Origin of the sequence: Sulfitobacter sp. F26169L (genome assembly GCF_026410285.1) — a bacterium.
GTDB lineage: Bacteria > Pseudomonadota > Alphaproteobacteria > Rhodobacterales > Rhodobacteraceae > Sulfitobacter.
This window is the reverse complement of sequence record NZ_JAPMLP010000005.1, coordinates 34071-51490: the sequence shown is the minus strand read 5'-3', so window position 1 is coordinate 51490 and position 17420 is coordinate 34071. Positions and strand designations below refer to the sequence as shown.

At 53.0% G+C, this 17420-nt stretch carries 9 protein-coding genes; 1 reads left to right on the top strand and 8 read right to left on the bottom strand.

The genetic code is table 11. The features are described from left to right. Nucleotides 1-7: 7 nt before the first annotated feature. The 8 genes from pglZ to OS189_RS12355 all read right to left on the bottom strand — a co-directional run bounded on the left by pglZ (nt 8) and on the right by OS189_RS12355 (nt 13604). Nucleotides 8-2518 (bottom strand): BREX-1 system phosphatase PglZ type A, encoded by a 2511-nt coding sequence (gene pglZ, locus OS189_RS12390; RefSeq protein WP_267167843.1) that lies wholly within the window; start codon nt 2516-2518, stop codon nt 8-10. Next, entirely contained in the window at nt 2518-5991 is a 3474-nt protein-coding gene (gene pglX / locus OS189_RS12385; RefSeq protein ID WP_267167639.1) for a BREX-1 system adenine-specific DNA-methyltransferase PglX, read from the bottom strand. Before pglX ends, pglZ begins: the two co-directional genes overlap by 1 nt. After that, nucleotides 5991-9512 carry a BREX system P-loop protein BrxC gene (brxC, locus tag OS189_RS12380; RefSeq protein WP_267167638.1) on the bottom strand — a complete coding sequence of 1174 codons (3522 nt, stop codon included), beginning with the start codon at nt 9510-9512 and terminating at the stop codon, nt 5991-5993. Before brxC ends, pglX begins: the two co-directional genes overlap by 1 nt. A 3-nt stretch (nt 9513-9515) precedes the next feature. Beyond that, the gene (locus OS189_RS12375; protein ID WP_267167637.1) at nt 9516-10118 is read right to left on the bottom strand and encodes a DUF1788 domain-containing protein; all 603 of its coding nucleotides are present in this window, start codon (nt 10116-10118) and stop codon (nt 9516-9518) included. Next, nucleotides 10115-10735 (bottom strand): DUF1819 family protein, encoded by a 621-nt coding sequence (locus tag OS189_RS12370; protein WP_267167636.1) that lies wholly within the window; start codon nt 10733-10735, stop codon nt 10115-10117. Before OS189_RS12370 ends, OS189_RS12375 begins: the two co-directional genes overlap by 4 nt. Before the next feature lie 522 nt (nt 10736-11257). Further along, nucleotides 11258-11884 carry a hypothetical protein gene (locus OS189_RS12365; RefSeq protein ID WP_267167635.1) on the bottom strand — a complete coding sequence of 209 codons (627 nt, stop codon included), beginning with the start codon at nt 11882-11884 and terminating at the stop codon, nt 11258-11260. Nucleotides 11885-11957: 73 nt separating this feature from the next. Further along, nucleotides 11958-12809, bottom strand: coding sequence for a leucine-rich repeat domain-containing protein (locus tag OS189_RS12360; protein ID WP_267167634.1), 852 nt, complete (start codon nt 12807-12809; stop codon nt 11958-11960). Nucleotides 12810-12869: 60 nt separating this feature from the next. Beyond that, entirely contained in the window at nt 12870-13604 is a 735-nt protein-coding gene (locus tag OS189_RS12355; RefSeq protein ID WP_267167633.1) for an SEL1-like repeat protein, read from the bottom strand. 508 nt (nt 13605-14112) lie between these two features. Here OS189_RS12355 and OS189_RS12350 point away from each other — a divergent pair. Further along, on the top strand, nt 14113-17418 hold the full coding sequence (locus tag OS189_RS12350; protein WP_267167632.1) for a DEAD/DEAH box helicase: 3306 nt from the start codon (nt 14113-14115) through the stop codon (nt 17416-17418). Nucleotides 17419-17420 lie beyond the last annotated feature (2 nt).

The window sequence follows — 17420 nt, the reverse complement described above, 5'->3', positions numbered from 1 at the left end:
TTGGGCCTCAGAAATCTAATTCGGCGCCATTGGCGCGCTTCAGTTGTAAAGGTTGGCTGGCATGTTCTTCATATCGGGTTGTCTTGCCAATCCGCGCGCTCAATCGAAGAAAAACGGTCTCGTTGTTGTAGTTGTCAGCGGCGCGTGTCAGCAGGAAACTTCGCGGCATTTCTCGTTCACGAGGATTTTCCGATGCGAAATCGAATTCTAACTCGACTTCGTCAGATATGGCGGTGCCATCTCCTGCGTAGATGCCGGCTTTGAGTGATCTGGATTGCAGTTTTTCAGTGACAGGGTCTACCTGCCAAAAGGTGATCTGGATTTGACCAGTGGTAATCTGAGCTCTTTGAGGTGGGATGATCTGAACCTCAACGTGCGCGACATCTTCCTTGCGTTGCTTCCCAACCCTTAAAACAGGAACCACAATTTCCTGTAGGCTTGCCCCGCCATGAACGTATCTGCTGCCTGAGCCTTTAACCCGTAGGCGATTGATGGAGTTTGGAATTAATATTTCCTCGCTTCCCGCCATTCCGATTTGCGCGGCGCTAAAGTTTTTCATCCCAACATTTTCGCCAAGCCCATGGCCAATTACGAACCTTCGATTGCGGCAGGTAATATTTTTTCCGCTTGGGTCGGCCAACGAGAAATCACTATCATCCAGGGCCCGATGCTGCCACAAAAACCCATGATCTGCGGTGATCAGGATGTTTGAAAAGTTGGCAGACGTCAGTTTGCGCACCAGTTTCACCAAGTCATCAATCGTCGACTGAACAGCAGTGGGAACGCTTTCTTCGGTTGCAATCTTATCGCCCGCCGCGTCGATCTTATTGTGATAGAGATAGACAATATCATGATCGCGGAACAGGTCTTTGCCATCGGTCCCCGTCAAGTTCATGAACTCGTCGGCCTTCATGACTTTGGCTCGATCTCCTACACGGCCTTGTGCCAGAACCTTCTCTCGCGCAGGCCCTCCTTGAGTGCTCTTACCGTCAGCGAGAACCAGATCAGTTCCTTCTTTGAAAGAAAGCGATTTGTGCGGTAGCAACGATGCCATTCCCAACTGGGTGTAGCTTGGCAGTGACGAGATCATCGGCTTCAATTCTGCATCAAAGCGGTTCAGTTTTCGGATCTCGCGCAAAGTCTCTTCAGCGACCTCATAGCGAAGCGCGTCAGATATGATCACAACGACCTTTTGATCTTTGCGCCGATATTCAGCTGCCTGCTCGGAATAGAACCCAGTCTGGTTCGAGACGCCAGGAACCGACCAATTGCTCAGTCGGTTCACCTGATCCTGCCAAGCATCGTTCAAGGCCAGCACGAAATTTGTGGTGTAGCGGTTTTCGACGTTTTCATAGAGCGCCGCCAACAGCCCCGCCTGACCGCTCTTCTGCATGTGATAGATGAATTTACGATACAATTGGTCGATCCGGAACCAACTCGCGGCATATCGCTTCACGCCATCTGAAACGCTGGTCATCGTCAGATTGGCTTCCGCCAACGCCTGTTGAAATTCTGTGGCGAACCCGATGGCTTGATAGATGTCTTCGTAGCGCTGATACCAATGGGTTTGCCTCCGCTCACGGACCCATTTTAAGACATCACCAGCTGGGACGGTTTGATTGGCCATTGCATCGACGATCGCCACAATGATCTGGCGGTCGATGGCTTCGAAATGATCATGGGGGATCAGGTCACGGAAATCACGGTCTCGAAGCGTATCTTCGATGTTCAATACACCCTGGTATTCCGCTGACAAGGCCTCGAACGCCTCGCCTGAGCGGCGGGCGTTGGTCCAGCGTTTGAACATCAATGCGGCTTCGGTGTTCAGGCGGGCGGTATCGCCCATGGCGCGGGCCCATGCGCTGTCAAACAGCGAGATCGCGAAATCTTGGAAGTCCGGTTCTGTTGCGGTATAGCCATAACGGGTCGCGACCTCCTTCCAGAAAAATTCGGTCAGATGAGCGCGCTCTATCAGGCGCAGGGTGTCGTCGGCCTTTTCAGCCAACTCCCCCAGCAGCGCCTCTATCACCATATCCAGATCACCATCGGCCCCGGCGCAGATGGCCAGCATCTTGCGGCGGATGTCGTTTGCGCTTTGTGAGGGCTTCTCTTGCTCCAACGCACGCAGGGCTGCCAAACGCTTGCCTGATTTGTAAAATTCGGGGTGGTCGCGCACGGCGGCTTCGTATTGGGCGGGGATGCCCAGTTCAGCAACCCAAATCGCGGCTTGATCGGCGCGGAAAATTGCGGTGGCCAGTTGCAGATCCAACAGCCAGTTGTCCGCCATCTCGGGTTCCGGCCCGTCGTGGAACACCAGAAACCGCGCTTTGGGTTCTTGGCGCAGCATCCGGTATTTCAACCCGAACTGGTTGTTGGCGATCTCGACCTTCTCGACACCCTCCAACTCAAGCGCCTCAAACGCCTCACGCAACTCGCGCTGCGTATCATACCAGAACACGATCCGGTGGCCCTGATCCTCATAGAGCCGCAGCAGGCCCGCTTTGATGCGGTCGTTCATCATAGGCCCACGATCTTCTTCACAGCACCGGCGAACTTGGGGTAATTCGCTTTCACCCCGTCATCCAGATCAATGTCGATCTTGGCCTGTGCCATCGGGAACACCACGTCGCGTTCCCAATCGGTCAGCTCATCGATCTGCTTGATCACCGCGCCAACTGCCTTCATCGCCTTGGTGCGCTGGCTTTGCGTGGCGGTTGGATCATCGGCCAGCTTTTCCAGCGAGGCACGTTCCGCCGTCAGCTTGGTGATGAATTCGCGCAGGTATTCGTTCAGCACAACCGACACCGTGTCTGGGCGATAGCGGTGCATATAGACCAGCGCGTTAAAACTGCCCTTGGGCGACGAGAACATCCAGTAGATCGGGCGCTTCTTATAGCGCTTCACATGGTCGGTGTAGAAATCTTTGGTGAAATACTTGCGGATGTCCTTGCCCAAGGCGTCCTCGATAAAGCTCAGGTTTTCGCGGAATTTGTCATCGCCGAACGTCACGCGCAGGAAGGAGCGGAAGCGTTCCGTGATGTCATCGGGGAACCAATCGCCATCCAGCACGGGGATCACGTTATCCTCGTCGGGCATGAATTGCGGCTCTGGGACGCGGGCGAGGTAGTCGGCCAGCGTCTCGCCCTGATTGGCGAGGATCAGGCCGGGCGCGTCGAGGCTGTAGCGGCCGAACATACAACCCACGGCGTAGGAGAGGAATTCGGCCACGGTGTCGGCGCGCAGGCGGGTCTCGTTCGCGGCGGCGTCATTCTTGATGCCATAGCGATAGGCGGGGTTGCAGTTGAGGGTGATCTCGTTCAGCGGCATCTCGGGGGTCAGCTCGTCTTGCAGACCATAGGCGTCGATGAAGATGCGGTTGTTCTCTTCCTCCAGCCGCTGCATCTCGTCCGTCATGGACTGCCAATGGGCGCGAAGGGTGGCGTAACTGTCCTCCAACGTGGCGCCGCGATGATCGGGCGAGAGCAGCTGGAGCGTGGTGAAATCCCAGGAGGTTTCGTAGGCGTCCCAGTCGGATTGACCAAGATATATGGCCGTCTTAGCATTCGATAAGATGGTAGATTTATTGTTATCTGGCAACTCGAGAACCGGCAAGTTCTTCAAATTTCCAACTTGAAAGGCGAGCGTTGGATTGAGGACTTTCAACATCTCATAGCCCACATTGCTGCAAAGGAAAGCCGTAACTTCCTCGTTTCTTTCTGAGAAAAGGGATGAACCATTTACATCGAATACGAAGCCGCAGGGTGTGAAGCGACTTCCAAAGTAGGAGCTTGAAAGGAGCGTCCAGGTCACCCCCGGCTTGAAGTAATGACTTTTTCCATCGTGCCTGTGGCCAGAGAAAGTCTGCATCTTGGAAATGCCCTCTTCATTGTAGTGCAATACAAACTCGGCATTTCCAAACCACTTCCTAAACTGCCCTCCTTTGTTGTAAGGGAACCATTTGTGGCCACCATCAACGGCCTTATCATGCTCTTGGTAACCTGTCCCTATCCCAGCGTAGTTGACCTCGTGCCAAGCACGCATGACCGATTCATTATTGCCAGTTGTTAAGCCGTGTTTGACCTCCGCGATCTCCTTTAGTTTGTCGCCTCGCTCAAATACGTCATATGTTTCAGATCTGAGCCAGTATGCTATCGGGCTGCCAGGGATTTTGCAGAAGTCATTAGCTGAGGCTTGGGATCTTCTCTCGTTATGAGTAGGGAATTCAAATGGCACACCATTGCCGTCAGTCTCAAAATATCGGATGCAAAGATATTCACCTGTTCGCAGCGGATCAAAGCTTGCTTCCAATACGAATGCTGCCGTCCCAAAACTAATCCCCATGCTTGTGCCTCCTTTGCCAAGGTAAGGCATATGGACGAGCGATTGAATGTTGGTTGAGCCAATAATTTTGGTTCGTAGCTTTTCAAGTGAGGACAGAAACATCCAGCTTTCCATCGTCACCATCGCCGCAAAACCTCGTTTTACGACAAGTTCCAAACCGCGGGAGATAAAAGCCGCAAACAAGTCGGATTTGCCATCTGGAAACGACATGCCGACCCATTGAGCCAGTTGCCCATTCATCCCCTTCCCGCCCATATAAGGCGGGTTGGCCACCACCACGTGATACTTCGACGACAGCGCCTCGGCCATGCGCAGCACGGCGATGACGCGCGCCTGCACGTCTTTCAGCAGCAGATCACCCGCAAAATCCCGCGCCTCCACCACCCGCAGCGTCTCGGCCGGGTCGCGCAGTTTCGGCATGATCAGCGAGCCGAAGTTCTTGGCCTGCTCGAATTGCAGCAGGGTCTCGCGCAATTCATCGGTGAACAGATCCTTGCCCACCACGGCGGCCACGTCCTGCATCTCGGCCTCGGTAAAGGCCACGTTCTGCAACACGCAGATGTCTGGCTTTGCCTCCATCCGCAAAAACCGCCGCCGCCCCAGCTTGCCCGCCGCCTTCATCGCCAGCGCAAATGCGCCAAGCGCGCCTGCGCGGTCGTCAATCTCCACCCCGGTCAGGTTGTGCGTCAGGATCAGCGCGGGGATCTCGGTCGGATCATATCCCTCTTCCTCGTAGATGGCGTAGAGCAGGTCGAAGGCATAGGTCAGCATGTGCCCCGACCCGGCAGCGGGATCGCAGATGCGGATATCTTCGGGGCGGGTGATGCGCAGGAAGTCCGTCTCGGGCTCTTCCGGTGCGATGTAGTAGTCCATCCGCTCGGCCAGGCGGCTTTGGGGCCGGTTCAGCAGCCAGAGCCGCCCCAGCGAGTTTTCCACCAGATAGCGGACGATCCAGTGCGGCGTGAACAGCTGCGTCGCGGCGGGGATGTTTTCTGCCGTGATCTTGACGTTCTTCTTGAGGCCCGCAAAGACCTGATCCTTCTTCTCGGAGATGTAGAACTGGTAGAGCCAGCCGATGATCTCGACGTCCTTGCAGGCGTCCTCGGTCATCACATCACGCAGGTGGGCAAGGATGGACGCGGGCGACAGCAGATCGTCGGGCATCATCAGTTCGGTGTAATCATCCAGCGGCGCAAACAGCCACGGCATATAGGCGTGCCATTCGTTGCCAGCGTGGATCAGCAGAAGGCGATATGCTTCGGCCTGCGGATCATGGGCCTGACGCGTGCCTTGCAGCAGTTCGGTGATCTGCGGCGTTGCATTGTCCGGCAAGTTGCCCGCCATCGCCTCTGACAATATCTCGGGCCGCGTGGCACCATCGGCGGGGGACACAACGCGCGGGTTGGTCAGCCCGCTGGCATCCATATACCGAAGCGCGGTAAAGCGGTTGAACCACGTATAGGCTACCTGCTCGATGACCTGCTGCTGGCTGGTGCTGCGAATGGCCCCCTCCAGCGCTTTGATCGCTGCGGGGTGTTCACGGCGTGCGGGTGCCGCATCGTCCAGCACCAAGTCCAGCTTGGCTGTGACCTGATCAATCAGCAGGTTGCGTGCGCCTTGGGCGAACTTTTTGAGCGCGTTGGTATCCATCAGACAAGCACCTTTTTACCCGCGCTGATTTCAGCCAGCAGGGTCTTTTTCATTTCATCGAGATAGCGGTTCACATCGGTGGCGTCTTCAAGGTAGGGCTTGTCGAACGGCACGGGGATTGAGCGGGCCTGCGGGTAATCCGGCGTTGGCGCAGTTGCAGCAGGTGGTTCGGCACAGCCGCCCGGAGGGGTTTCCGTCTGGGTGAACGGTTTCTGAGGCGGTTGCAAGGCGGCGATCTGGTTCAGCGTTTGGGCCATAAGGTCGTTGCGCACACCGGTCGCGCGGTCCCGCAGGACGGCAATATGCGTCTGGCTATCCAAGCGCGCCTTATGCGCCGCAAGCCCTTGGCGGATGTTATCCTGATGTTCGGGGGTAAGGGCCTGAAACTCCGACGTTTGCGCAATCTTGGTCCCGACCTCGTCGATGGCTGTTTCGACATTGCTACGCTCAGTCAAGACCGCCTGTTCGATCCGTTCTTTCAACGCATAGAAATCAGTCTTGAGCGATTGAACGGCGGTGCCCTTGTAACACTCCGGATCGGAGAGCGCAGTGCGCAGCTTTTCACCGGCGGGGGCATCGGCGTAGGACAGGTTAACTTCCTGCTTTATCAAAAAGCCGTGGACGTCGTCATAGATGGTGCGCTGTTGGCCCCCCATGAAGCTGCGAATTTTGTCGAGGATGTCCTGTTTGGCATCAAGCAGATCATCCTCAGCCTCTGCCGGTCCTTCTATGAACCACGTCGCGGATTGATCGCGCATGGTTTCGACGCGTCGCTGTAGTGGATCCAGCGCCTTCATGAAGGGGTAGTTTGCTTCTTGACGGCTCAGCGTGTCGAGTTCCGCTGCGAGGGTGCGGATCTGTGCAATCCATTCAGCCCCAAGGCTGCGCGCGTCGGCACCTGACGCAGGAATGTCGAACAGTTCTTTAAATATTTCGCGGGACTTACGAAGTTGTGCCCCCGTGAACTCGATCTGCGGAGACAATAAGATGTTCCCTGCCGCGTGACTGTTACGCAGGGCTTGGAGTAAGGCATCGCCTTCAAGCGGTGTGCTATCTACGCGAGCTTCGATCTTGCCGCGCGCAACGAGGCTGGCGGTGAGACAAAGCACTGCAATTGAGGGCCAACCATAAGGCTTGCCACCAAACTTTTCCCCCAAGGCCTTTACCGACACTTTCACACCAAGCCGCATTTGCGCTTGAGCGTGGTTTAAAACCTCTTGCTCAGCCTCTGTTAACCCACTGTCCTCACCGCCGAAGAGGCCACTGTCCACGCGACCTGCCTTGGCGAGGTCGGCCTCCGTATAGGTTACGCCGCGAAGCATTGGCAGGTTTGTGTAGACCTTGTCGACCAAGACCTGAAAGCCTTTGATCAACCGATCTTGCGGGTCTTCGCCACCGATTTCGAGTTCGCTGCCACGCACAAAGAGCCGTGCTTCTCCCATCAAGGACCGCAGCCGGGACTCAAGGCCTTTCTCACGGCGGCTGTTCTGGTCGCCTTTTTCTGCAATAATTCGGTCACGGCCTGGTTGTTCAGAACCACTACGCGCCTGCTTAACAAATTTGATCGTCTGGATCCACAGATACAGATCAGTCGTAAACCGGATATCACGCGCCAACACGACGGAAAGTTCGTCGCGCGTCATACTGTTCATCCGCACGGTTTCAGGGGTGTCAGCTTCGTCACTGAAGGGCGTGATAACATTGACGCCCAATTCATATTCGCGGTTAAGCCCATGTCCGTCGAGCTTGCGGGTGAAGGGATAATCAAACCCTGTCGCACCGTGTTTAATTTTTGAATGACGCAGAATAGTTGAGAAAGCCAATTCATCCATGTGCTTCTCGACCTCCGATGGGTCGACAGGGATATTTTTGATCTCGGCTTCAACATCCTTTTCTTCATTGGTCAGGAATTCGTAGACGTCATCGTTGCGTTGAATCAACGTCTGACGTTCCAGCAGGGACAGTGCTTTTTTGATTTTGCTAAGGTGTTCGGTTTGATCAGCGTCAAAACGTGACAAGAGCAAAATTGAGATGTTTCGAACAGTAGGTTTGAATTCCTTGACGTATTTCACAAGGAATAGTGATTTCAGAACCTTTACTGCAAATTCATCCTCGAGATTGCGCTCTGCCAGTTGGACCGACTGTTGGACAGTAGATTTGAGAGCCGTGCGAATCCCTTCAAACATAAGATCAAAAGTGGCGAGCCCACCAATTTCAGCGTCCGCCAGGTTTTTTGCAACCTCCTGAAAAACACCCAGCATAGAACGTTCACCGACAGAACTATGCTTGCCTTCGAATGCATTGTGTTGTGATAGCCCCATGATCGCACGCTGGAAAAGATCATACTGATAGTTTGGAAAAGGGTAACTGCCGACGAACTGTTCCTTGCTCGAGAAGTTTTTAAACCGGAAGGAGCCGTCGCCAAAGTCAAACAGCGTGCGCAGGTTATTTTCTTCTTGATCATGTAAATTGCTCAACGTGATCTGTCCGGCCTCGGTTTTGGAAAGCAGGCGCTTCTGGATTACTTCCGCCACATCCTGAGAGTTCAAAGGCATGCGGTTGGCGAAGCGGGCCTGGATTTTTGAAAAATCGTTTTCCTGCTGCGACGTCATATCGCCGATCACCGACCCCATGTCTTGCTGCGCGGTCACGATAATCCATGCTTGCCCCTTACACTTGGTATTAAGGCTTTCCGCGATGGTCTGCATGTTTGTCATCAATTTGACGTTGTCGGCGATATACTGACCCACCTCATCGACAAAGAAATTCAATCGGAATTGGGGGCCTTGCGTGTCAATCCAATCCTTAACCTTTCCAGCAAAGTCCTCGATGGATATCTTTGTGTCTTTGCGGTATTGACCCAAAATATCTTTGCCATCATCACCGGTTACTTCTGCAAACGCAGCTGAGATGTGCCGCCCTTCCATCAGGGCCTGCTCGCGCCCTCGTTCCCACGCCTTATTGGCCGAACGCTCGAAGGCTTCTTTGAACGCACCGAACTGGTCACGGCTATCAAGGTCTCGTTCAAATTGCGCAATATGGGGCAGCTTTCCATAATAGCCGCACATGTCGTCAAAGACCTTTTGAAACACCGCCAAAAGTGCATCAACGTCCGTCTTGGAGATGACATCAGCCTTCTGGTCGATATTGAACAAGATAGATTTCGAAGGGACGCCCACTGCTTTGCGAAGTGCGCCCGCAAGCATGGGTTGATCCTCAAGTTTGCGTTCGAAAATATCTATCGGGGTTTGTCCGTCAATTTCGCCATTCTCAAGCAGTAGCGCCAACATCTTCAGGAGGTGGGATTTTCCAGATCCGAAGAAACCGGAAATCCAAACTCCATTCGCTGTATCATAGTTATTGTAAGCTTCGAGAAACTGTTCAAGCCGCGCGCCGATTTCATTTGTGATGACATATTCATCCAATTCGGTGAGCAGGCTCGCCATGTCATCAGCTTTGATTACGCCATCAATTGATCTGTCGACCGGCATTGCAAAAATTTCACGCAGTTGAGTAGCCATCGATCAAACCTCGTAATTCATAATATTAAAAGCGCGGTAGTATTTATCGTCATGTAAAAGGCCGAACAGGTCCAGAGAAGCTCCCGTCGCCAGCGCATGAGTGTAATTGCCCGGAAAGAACAGGACAGTTGGTTTGTCCTTTGCTGTGCTTTGTAGATTGTTCAGGATATTATGGGATCTCAAATACGGATAAACCTCGCCCACACCAGACAGGAAAATCACGTCATGGCCGGAATTTTCAATCCGCTCGGCTATTTTGGGAATAAGATGATCCTGTGGATCCAAAACCCCTTGTAGCATTTCTTTCAGTTCAGCTTTCTCGGTGTCGGGCTCAATGTCGAGCAGTTGGTCGAGGATTTCCCGTTCGGCAAGGATTTCCATAGAGAGGTCATATAGATCTATATCCAAAACAGTAACGCTCTCGTGTCCAAGTCGGTTAATCAGGTCCTTACGATCATCGACCATCGTCAGACCGTCTTCAGCGCCAAAGGGACAGATGAAGAACGGGACCTCATTGCCGAGACCTTGCTTGTTAAGAAATCGACTGCTGGATACCACCTTGAAGAGATGTTCCGCTCGGGTCCGGCGATCTATTACGCCGTTCATTCTTGGGACCCGTCTTTAGTGACGCCCGGGAAGACTCGTAACTCACTCGGGTCTGCGTCGCGGACAAGAGCTGTCAATCGCGGCGAAAGCCACATTGCCTGTATTTTATTGTCGTCGTTCAAAACGCCAGCCTCTCGCATTACCCGGAATAGCACTTGGCGCAACTTGGCGCATGTAGATGGCGACAATTGGGCAAGATGTTCATTCCATTCAGACTTTTCTGCCAAAAATCGATCAAATGTCTCGTGCCCCAAGTCCAATCGCCAAGACTGGTATCGGTCCTGAACGACCTCGACTGCGAATTCCTGAATGAAACGGTATGTGCGACAAACCGCAAGCCACAAAACAGCCTGCTGTTGCTGCCTGTCGGCATCCTCTAACAGGTAGGTGCGCTCTTCATCTGACAGGTGCGAAACGCGATCATAAATTTCTCGCAAGCTTCGCGTTTGAGAGGCGAGTTTTGGCAGATTGGCGATGCTCTCAGCGAGCAAACGTTCCCGCGCCACTGCCCAAGCTTCTCCTGTCTGAAAGTGCCGAGCAACTTCGACGCTTTCGTTCACGAAGAGGCCCCCGGTTGAGAACGACATCCTGTATTTTTTATCGTTGCGACTACTCATCGCCGCTCCTCAGCCTGCTTGTGAGCCCGTTTTACGGCCGCTCATTTTTGTTTTGCGGCAATAATCACAGTGTTTATTACTCTTTGCAACTCGGAACGGAGAAAGCTGACCTGTAGCATTTTCCGAGCGCCTCAAGTGTTTACTCTAAAGTCCCGACGGAACGGTCGACGTTTAAGTCGAAGCGATCAAACACTTTGTCGGGCTTGCAGAAGTAATATGTGACCAGACATTGTTGACGATGTAGATGCTTGAGCAGATCAAGTGCGAACGGAATCTCTTCGACGAGAATGGTGGGCGGATCAGCGAGGATGAGGTAAAGTATGCTATTTTGAGCAGATTATTTCGACCTGATGGCTGCGTCCATCTTCGGAGATCGAAAAGCGAGATCATCGGGCCTGCATGCGTCGAAATTCAGAGGTCCATTAAACAATTCGATGGCCGCGTCCGAGAACGACAAGCGTTGTTGCTTTGGAGGACTTGAGATCGTCTTGACGTAAGGTTTGGGCCGGCTTCCACTGAGCACTATCGCCCCTTGTCAAGTGTCGAAACGCTATCCCCCATTGCATTTAAAACCATCCTTAAATCTTCACCTTCGCGAAGAATAGTTTCTGCATCAGCAATGAACCCAGCGTCGCCGTCGAACGCTGGATGATTTTTGCCCATTTTTATAACGGCTTGAGCATGCTCGACCATCTCATTTAGGGTATCTCGCGTCTTTACCAGTGTCCCTGGCTTGTTAAGTTCGCGCATTGCTTTGTATAAGTTTTGCAACGAAACCATTGCATAGTAGTGTTGCGGATTTCCTTTTGAGGTCAATTGATTGCAATAATTGACTCTTTCTCCAAGGATCCCTATTGTGGCCTCCAGTTTTTGTTGCTTTTCAATGCTGGCCGCCGTGATCTCTTGGTGCATTATCCCGAGGAACCATACCATCTGCTTCAAAGAGGGCACGTCACCGTTAATGGCCTCCCGCCGGATTATCATGGTGATTTCTTGCTGCTTTTCGCCATCGAGCCATGCACTAATGAAATCGCCATCACCCAAGATATCTGATGTCTTTGTTCGATTTGCATAAAGCAAATTGTATACCGCCTTCGGATCTTGGCAGATCTTTTGGTAATCATTTTTCGACTTTCCAAATCCAAACATAAATATTCCTCCAATTCATTGTTTACATTTCACCATTTGGCGATATCGCGTCACCAGTGAGAAGGTTTTAGTCTCAATACTTCACATCGATACTTCTTACCAGATTATGCAAAGCTGTGAGGCTTGCATCAGATAGCGGGGTGTCGTTCGCGCGCATCATGTCGATCGAGGTCTTCTGTTTTCGGATGTCGAGTTTGGTAAGAGATGGCATACGAGCGATATCGGGCGTGACATGAACCAGCTTGTTGCCGCTCAGGTCAATCGCATGGACGTTTGCAAGCCCATGAATGCCATCTTCAACACGAGTGAGGTCATTATTCTCGAGGTCGAGCCTCTGCAGGGATGCGCACTGATAGATCTCAGTCGGAATCGATGTGATCTTGTTGCTGGTAATGGCGATTCCTTGGAGTAAGGGAAGCTTCGAAATCTCGGTCGGGATCTCCGTGATCCCATGGTCTTCGGTCACCAACAAAAAACGCAGATTGTTAAGACCGCGAATATTTCTAGGAACACCCGCTTGTTTGTAGAAGGTTGCGTCCCATCTTTGGAGTTGCGGTAAATCATGGTCATTTGCCCACTCAATGATGCGGCTGAAATTACGGGAGGTATCAGCTGCGCGCTCGTTTAACGCGTTATTACTACGATGCATTTGTTTATTGATTGCCTTGAAGTCCCCGCTCTTGGCAGCATCTACAAGCGCCGTTGAACTCACCCCCGCCATAGAAGTAATTGTATATGACAGATTGATGGCTTCTTGGACATCGAATGCGACATCAAGGGGTAGCCCCATATTCCAACCGCCAACTACATTTTCAAACCATTCCAGAGATTTGGAACTTTCCATCAGTGCGCTGAACTGTTCGATCAGGGGGTGTGTTTCACAGTTGGACTTCGTTTTCGAGAAGGGCCACATATTTTCACTCACAGCAATATTTCGAACGGGCCGAGTGGCCTGTCTTTGGTTGATTGTCTCTACACAACTGAACTAATTGAAAAATGTGTCCAAACCTCGAAGAGGTTCTGCGTGCTGTCCGTAAGGTGATTTCAGAATGATATATCCAACGATTGAGCACCGGGCCATCACAATGAGGTTCGGGTCATAGCCAATCTGCCCCATTGCCACTGCGAGTTCATTCAGTCCATCCGTCACTTGATCAGCAGCGGACCCTTCTGACAGGCGGTTTAATCCACCTTCATAAAACGAACGGTCAATCCCCATTCGCTCAATGAAGGCGTGGATAAACTTCCAATCGCTCGATGCGGCGCCGTCCAGTTCATACGCGATGACGTCATTTGTCGCCCCGAATTTCTTGCAAGTCACATCAAAGAATCTGGCGGCACAGATCATCACATTGGAATTCAGTAGTGCGCCATTCTTCCCTTGTTTCAATGCCATATCGATCAGGTTTTCTGTTCCGAAACCGCCACGGTCAGCAGCCTCTAGAAGCCACAAAGATTCTTGGGCTTTTGGGTGGCCAGCGGCGGCTGCCTTATACCAGCAGTCAGCTGCCGCATCAAAATCATAAGGGCTTGCGGCACCACTGCCCCATAAGATTGAAAGATTATAGAATGCGGAAGCATGGCCACCTTCAGCAGCTTTCACCAAGTGCCGACTGGCTGCATTCATGTCCCCTCGTTGGAGATGCCTCACGCCAGTGACGTATTCATCTTCAACACCCGCGTTTTCACTCTTGAAAAAAGGTTTTCGAAACAAGGCCACATCGTTCTCCTGCGCTAATTATATAGTTGATATGTATTTTAAATTTGACTTCTCTGAGGCATTAACAAGCCACGATCAAGATTGTGCCGTGACACATCAAAACGGCATGTCATCGTCAATCGAAGTTGATGGATTCTTGCTATCGAGTGCCACTGTGCTTTCTGATCCAGCGTGCGGCTGACCGCGGACGGCAGAGCGTTGAGGCTCTGACCACAAGGGTGGTTTGTTTCTCGACCTTGATGACACGGCCTGATTTGTTCATGTTGCGAAATCGCCCCACATGAGAGGCTCTTTTGTTTCGCAGCGGGACCAATCATAATTTTGCCTTGAAAACAATATCTACTCGAGCTGAAATCAAAGTTAACAAAATTAAGGACTTATGCTTAGAGTGTCGTCTGGTCATCAATCAGGAAACCCTCGTGTTCCGGTCTGCGCTGGATATTTCGATGGTGATATGCTGTTCGATGTCTCGGGACTTCAAGGTGCGCCCGGGCTTTGCGCGAGATTTGTGGCGAACACCTTTGCTGTTCTGACGCGTGGTGCGCCAACGCGGCCGTCCCCGCAGCTTCAGGAACTGTTTAGCTTTGATTTGGGGAAAGTGTCGCAAGAACCTTTGGTGCTGATGTCTGACCGGCCTCCGGTCTGGGATGAAACGATCCGTGGCGCACGGGATGGATATAATCCTGCATATGAGTTCATTGAAAGTATCGTTCCTTTAGAGCTTGGCCCATGGGCCTTCATTCAGGCACTGTTGGTGCCGGAATATCCGCTTTTCCGGCGGCTCGGTGCGCCGTCAAATCTGATTGACGGGCCTAATGACGAGCAGGTTGATTTTTATCTTCCTCAAGCGGATTTGGTGATCGAGATTGACGGCGGACAGCACGGGGAGCAACGGCAGGCCTGGAAGGATCGCGCCCGTGATCGCTTTCTTGAAAAGCTTGGCATTGTTACCCTGCGCTTGAAAACAGAGGACCTGCGCAAAAGAAACGCAGATTTTGTGTCATTCATCGCCAGCTTGCGGGACCGTTGTGACGCCTCAACGCGTTTGAAAGCCTATCGCAAATTTACTGCCGACCGGCAGGCTGCCGCGCCATCGCTTCGGTTCGACCTGACGGCTGTGATCCGGCTTCAGATTGCGATCATGCTGGCCATCTCCCACCGTCAACTAGACCTGAATCAGCCAGAATGGCGATTGAACATATCACAAGATTTCGCGACACGCTCGGAGCACAACTGGGCGGCCTCGGCCATTGAAGAACTGTTCGACTGGTTTGGCCTTTTCGCGCGTTTGAACTATACGGAGTTTACACCGCCCGAGATCAAATTTGACAACACGGGGCTGCATTTCGACATGCGGTTGTTCTCGCGTGCCGATGACGAAACATGCCGTGTGGAAGGTATCGTCATTTGCACAGGCGCGGTTCAGGATCATCCCTTCACAATCACGCCTGGGCGCAAGGCGCGCCTGCGCAATTTTGGGGTTTCCTATCTCGCCACTGAGGATACCACAGAGCTGTCAGACACCCCTCCCTCGGTTGCCGACCTGACGGAGCTAAGTCGGCGCGTGTTTGGTCACGAGAACTTTCGCCCTGGTCAGGACACGCTTATCCTCAATGCGATCTCGGGGCAGAAATCACTTGGTCTGATGCCAACTGGGGGTGGCAAATCACTGTGTTTCCAAGTTCCTGCGCTTTTGGGGCCAGGCACAGCGATCGTGGTGGTTCCGATCAAGGCGCTTGGCCGCGATCACGTTGCCGAACTTGAAGCGGCAGGGTTTTCAGGCCGGGTCGTCAACATTGACGGCGACATGCCCGCACGTCTGCGCGATGAAGTTTACGGCGAGCGGATATTGCGCGGCGAGATGCGATTTGTCTTTGTCTCACCCGAGCGGTTCCAAACCGAAAAATTCCGCCATATTGTCCGGCGACTGCGAGAAAAAGACCGATTGCGTATGTTTGTCATCGACGAGGTCCACTGCATGAGCGAATGGGGCCATGACTTCCGCCCATCCTATCTGACACTGCCGGGAACACTCCGAAGTCTTGCTGATGATGTCCCCGTTCTGGGTCTGACAGCAACCGCAAGCGTCAACGTTTTGCGAGATATTCAAAGCGAATTCCAGATCCCTGACGAATTGGTTGCTTATGAGATGCACCGCAGCCGGACCGAACTGAATTTCTCGATCCGAAAGGAATTGAGCACACCCGAACAGGTTGCGAGAGAGATAAATCGGATATTCACCAAAACAGAGGGAAACGCGCCTCCACAGGTGCATATCTTTTCGCGCTATGTCAACGGACCTGCTGGCGTGGAACGCCTTTCAACGATGCTGGCGAATGCAGGGCTTGGGTTGCGTGTCGGGCTCTTCTCCGGCTCTGCGCCAAAAACATTCGATGTCGAGAAGGCGTTCGAGCGTTTGCGCAATCCGAACCTGCCGATCCCCAAGACTTTTGAAGATTACAAACAGACCGTTCAGAACCTCTGGAAATCGGGCCACCTTGACACGATCGTTACAACCAAGGCATTCGGCATGGGGGTTAACAAACCCGATGTGCGCCACACATTGCATGCTGGAATGCCCGGTTCGATGGAAGCTTTCTATCAGGAAGCAGGCCGGGCGGGGCGGGACCGTGAGCACGCGGATTGCCATATGTTGTTCCGCCCTGAGGAAGACGAGGCCGAGCAGATTTATCTCAGGCTGTCTGCCAATCTGAACCCGAACGCGATCAAAGCGGAGTTGGAAGGTAAGGATGGTGGTCGTAAGCCGGTAAGGGGCGATTTTCGTTCGCAACTCTGGTTTCTTGCCCAGGGGTTGATTTCACAAGAAGAAGAACTGGCGCTTGTTGCCCGGCTGCACGAGATCGTGCGGAACTGCACAACCGAAACACTGATGATTCGTGCCGGCCAGATGGGAGATGTCGCGCATTCTGGGCAGCGCTTCCAGATCACACTTTACCGGCTGTATCAAATGGGGCTGATCACGCCTTGGGCCGTGACAGACTGGGGGCGCGGGGCTGGCGATGACCTTTCGGTGCAGGCGGTCGAGGTGCGTCGGCTGAATACGTCGTTTGCAGATGCCTGCACCGCGATCATATCGAGGATTCAAGCCGTTGACGGAAAGGGAGCTGAATCCGCGACGGTCGAACACCTAAACGCCCTGAAGACCGGCCGCGACAACTGGACCGAACTTTATCGACAGCTTCTGAACTGGGTGCGGCGAAAGCAACTTGGCAGTCGTCTGGAATCGACATGGAATCTCTATCGTGAGAGTCATGCCTTCACACCTGAGCGCGCGGTTGAATTCCGCGAGGGGCTCGAAGCGTTCTTCAAGGTCGACAGCAATGCGTTTCAACTGGCCGCGTTGCGCGACATGTCAATTGACGAGGTGACAGCGGTGATCAGTGATCTGATCACATTGCCCGGACAGCAAATGCTCAAGGATCACTCCGCACTACGCAAACTGTCCGCGCAGTTGTCGCGCTTGCTTGAAGGCACGCAGGAAAGTCCGGGGCTCAATCTTGCAAGTGCCTTTCTCCATCTGATAACAGAGAGAACACCCGGCTCCGAGGCGACGATGCGATTTCGCGCTGCAGTGCCAAAGGGGGCGTTGTTTCTCTGGAACGGTCCGGGCCGGGACCTGCTTGCAAAAGTAGCATCAAGTAGCACAGCCGCCAGCGACATCATCGGGGCGTGGTTAGTCGAGGGCAAACCCGAACGGCAGCAGTTGCTTGAAATCCACGAGGCGATTCCAGCGCGCTCGGTTGAAGCGGCGCTGTTAAATGAAATGGCCAGTGAGCTGGCCCTGGCAATATGAGG